Consider the following 4,019-nt stretch of genomic DNA (forward strand, 5'->3'; position numbering starts at 1 on the left):
AATACCACTTAAACAATAAATGAAATAAAAAAGCAAAAAGATAACCTCATGAAAATATAGCTTTCGAATATAGAAATCTTTAATCGTTAAACAAAAATAAATAACGAGGAAGATCATATATATTTTCAAAGAAAATCCTATATATATATTGTATTTACTTAACATAATGAACAATATTAAAAGAAAAATCCATTTCATTGAAATTTGCATGTTATTTTCCATAGACTATATCTCCTGTTTCGTAATATAATCCTTTTTTCGCATTTTTCTTATGAACGAGAGACTGAGTTTTTTTAGTTCATAATCATATAAGAATATACTAACTACTACAATAATCATATTAAGAGTAAGTGCAATGAAATGATATGCCTGTAATGCATATTGTACTCCTATAAAAGTTACCCCAAAACAAATTGTATACGGTAATACAATTTGTAATACAATTTGCTTCCTAACTTCACTTACGACTATATATCCAATTAAAGCAACTACTTCAAGTAAAACCATAGCGTAAGCTGCCCCTATAACTCCTCCAATACTACTTAAGGCATACAATATTATTCCACCAATTACTAGAGCAACACACTGCACAGCAGTTCTCTTATTTTGGGACCCACTTGTTGTTAATCCATCAGCGATAGCTATGTTTACACTTTGTAGTACGATAAGGAAAGATAATATTTGTAGCGGCTGCACTGCATTACTCCATTCATTATGAAAAAATATGGAGATAAAATATGGTGCTAAATGATATAAACCTATTGTCATGCATATTCCTACAAGAGCCATCAACTTCATTTGCAACATATTTAATTTCGTATGCTCTTCTATATTGTTTTGGTTATAATGTTTAAAAAGCACTGGAAAGAACGCTCCTGCAATGACACCAGGTACTTGATATAAAGCTGCTGGCATTCGATAAGCTACTGCAAATACCCCTACCATACTTAGTGGTAACGTATAGTTAAGTAAAATAGGTGCCAATTGTGGTGTACTCATAATTAAAAAACCACTAACAATAAAAGGTCCTAATTGCCTCAATAATCTTTTATACATTACTACTCTCATTTTGATATTCGTCATTTTCCTCATTAAATACATGCTAAATAAACCACCAAGCATATAACCAAAACCATATAAACGAGCCGTCATATATACTGGTAGTTCTCCGAAAATACAGAAGCATGTAATTATAATGACAAAAGATGCAGACACAACTTTAATAAGTGCAATATATTTCATTCGCTCCGTAAGTTGAAAATAAGTAATACCGATATTTTGCCACGTAAGTCCAAATAACATTAGAAACATTACATTTAACATCAGATAAATTAAATTTTTATCTTCATAAAAATAATGAATAGCTATGTAACCAATTAAAGAAGTTAAAACAAATAGAACCATCCTAATTTTCACATACGAAGATACAATTGTACTTAAATCAACTCCATCCTTTGCTCCTTCTCGAAGAAACGTATTACTAACTCCTAAATCTGTAAAAAATAACATAACAAATATCAATGCTATCGCAACACTAAACATCCCATAATTTTTCGCATTTAAAAAGTTTGCTAAAGCAATTAAACTAATGGCTTGAAGGAGGTTAGCTAAAATCGTACTATAAAATAGATGTACAATATTGGTTATAATAGCTCTACCCATACCCGTTCTCCTTTGCATATAACCTACTTGTCTTTTTCACCTTTTTTATAAGCAAAGACTATAAATTTATCAATCAATGATTTATATAAAACATTGAAATTTCCCCTTTTACCTTGCACCTTTTCCATTCCATATAATAAGGACTGTTTTGCATAGAATACGAATATCCATCCTAATCGTTTTTAATCTAATATACTCCATATCTAATTCTAATTTTTCTTTTGGATCAAGGTTATATCCACCATTTATTTGTGCCCATCCTGTTAATCCTGGTTTCACTAATAAACGGCGCTTAAACTCTGGAATATAAGTTTCAAACTTTTTATAAAAGTACTCTCTTTCTGGCCTAGGTCCAACAAAAGACATTTCACCTTTTAAAATATTAATAAGTTGCGGTATTTCATCGATTCTTGTTCTTCTTATAAATAATCCAACCTTTGTAATTCTAGGATCGTCCTTATTTGCCCATTGCGGTCCATTTTTTTCAGCATCAATCACCATTGATCTTAGTTTAAATACATTGAACCTTTTCCCATATATCCCTAAACGCTCTTGATAATAAATTGGAAACCCTGGCGTTTCTAAAACTATAATTATACAAAAAAATAATATAACTGGTATCATTGGAAGTAATAATATAAGTGAAAATATAATATCAAACAAACGTTTCATACTTCGCGTCAAAAACTTATCTTTTTCTTGAGTTGGAATAGCATACAACTTAGCCTGATTTGTTTCACGCATCATTACTTGTTACCCCCAGATTCAAGAATATAAAACTATAGCTCGCAATTCACACTCTTTTCGTTCCATATTTCTTATTACTTTTTGAACTGCCCGTAACGAGTCTTGCCGCTTTTTAACCGCCAAAACTACACCTTCACATTTACCCGTAATAATATGTGTAGTAGAAGAGTCAAATATTTCAGACGAATAAAAGAAAATATAGTCAAACTCACCCTTCCATATATGTATTAAATTATCAAACTCATCCATAGATACTAATGTCGTTCCATTATGTACTGTCTTTTGTGCTGGTATATAATACAAATATTCAGAACAATCACTAGAAAAAGATTCATAATTCAAATCTGAAGAAACTATTACATCATTTATCGTTGTCATATGATTACTTCGTAACAATAAATGTAGTTTAGGATCTGAGAAATTCACATCGACTAATAAAACTTTTTTCTTCATTTCAGCAAAAACTAATCCTATATTTACTATAAGCGAAGCTACAACACCTCTGTCTTTAACTGAAACAACGGTGAATATTTGCTTCCCTGATTTTTTTAATTGCTGATAAATTGTATAAAATTGCTCTTGCATTACAGGGTCATTTGGATCAAAATTTAACTTTTTCTTTATCTTAAACATCAATATGTTCACCTCGATATATAGCTGTTTTTATTTCAGCCTCTTTAGCTTTTCGTTTCTTTTTCGGCTTCATGCTTATTTGTCCAATAACAGGTACTTCTGTTATTTTCTCTAAGTCCTGTTCCACATATATGCGATCATCAAAGTAATCTTTTAAAACAGCTAAACCAATACCCACAAATAAACTGACAATTAAAGAAATAGGGATAATGAGCTGGAATTTCGGAAATAATTTTTCCGCTTTTTCCTGTAGCTCTGGATCAGTTAATATTTTTACTCCTTGCACATTTGTATACTGTTGAAAACTTTTTTGAGATTGCTCTGCCAATGACTTTACAATTTCTCTCACTAATTTAGGATCTGTATCTTTTACTGTAACAGTAACAATTTGAGAATTATCTGTATTAACAACCGAAATTTTTTGTGCTAATTCATAACTTGATTGTTCTAGTTTCAAATTTTTTTTCACTGTTGAAATAATAAGCGGACTTTTTAAAATATCAACATATGATGTTACAAGCTGCTTATTTTCCTGCGTTTTATTTATTGAATTTTCCTTATTAAACTCATCTAAGTTCCCAACAAGAATTTGCGTTGAATACTGATAAGAAGGCTTTAATACATACTTGGAGACAAGAACTAAGCAAGTTGTTAAGCAGCACATTGTCAAAATAATTGTTAACCATCTTCTTTTCAATAACTGTTGAAAGTCTTTAATACTAATTTCTTGCTTCAACTATTCCACCGCCTTTTTCTAAATAGCATCCTATTAATCACTTGGTACATATAATTCTTTCTTTTCTAGATTCGGTTGTTTTGTTACATACTTTCCAAGCCTAAATGCAAATTTCTCTACGAATAAATATGAAATTGTTGCAAGTATAAAAGAGAAAATAAACGATATAAGTAAAATAATAGTTAACGGTAATATTTCATGAAGCATATATATAAGAGAAAATAAAGATATTATATGATAC

4 protein-coding genes and 2 pseudogenes are annotated in these 4,019 nt (G+C 30.0%); all 6 read right to left on the bottom strand.

Features of this window, described 5'->3' with window-relative positions; all coding sequences use genetic code 11:
* Positions 1–222 (bottom strand): annotated as a pseudogene (locus tag V7183_RS23915) (O-antigen ligase family protein); the annotation flags it as partial.
* Positions 223–225: 3 nt separating this feature from the next.
* On the bottom strand, positions 226–1,662 hold the full coding sequence (locus tag V7183_RS23920) for an oligosaccharide flippase family protein (protein WP_335361066.1): 1,437 nt from the start codon (positions 1,660–1,662) through the stop codon (positions 226–228).
* Positions 1,663–1,770: 108 nt separating this feature from the next.
* Positions 1,771–2,409, bottom strand: a complete 639-nt coding sequence (locus V7183_RS23925) for a sugar transferase (protein WP_335361067.1) — start codon at positions 2,407–2,409, stop codon at positions 1,771–1,773.
* A gap of 18 nt (positions 2,410–2,427) precedes the next feature.
* Positions 2,428–3,048, bottom strand: a complete 621-nt coding sequence (locus V7183_RS23930; RefSeq protein WP_335361069.1) for a CpsD/CapB family tyrosine-protein kinase — start codon at positions 3,046–3,048, stop codon at positions 2,428–2,430.
* Positions 3,035–3,778: a YveK family protein gene (locus V7183_RS23935; RefSeq protein WP_335361068.1), complete on the bottom strand. Its 744-nt coding sequence runs from the start codon at positions 3,776–3,778 to the stop codon at positions 3,035–3,037. Before V7183_RS23935 ends, V7183_RS23930 begins: the two co-directional genes overlap by 14 nt.
* Positions 3,779–3,811: 33 nt before the next feature.
* Positions 3,812–4,019 (bottom strand): annotated as a pseudogene (locus V7183_RS23940) (acyltransferase family protein); the annotation flags it as partial.

Origin of the sequence: Bacillus sp. JJ1127 (assembly GCF_036965845.1) — a bacterium.
Classification (GTDB): domain Bacteria; phylum Bacillota; class Bacilli; order Bacillales; family Bacillaceae_G; genus Bacillus_A.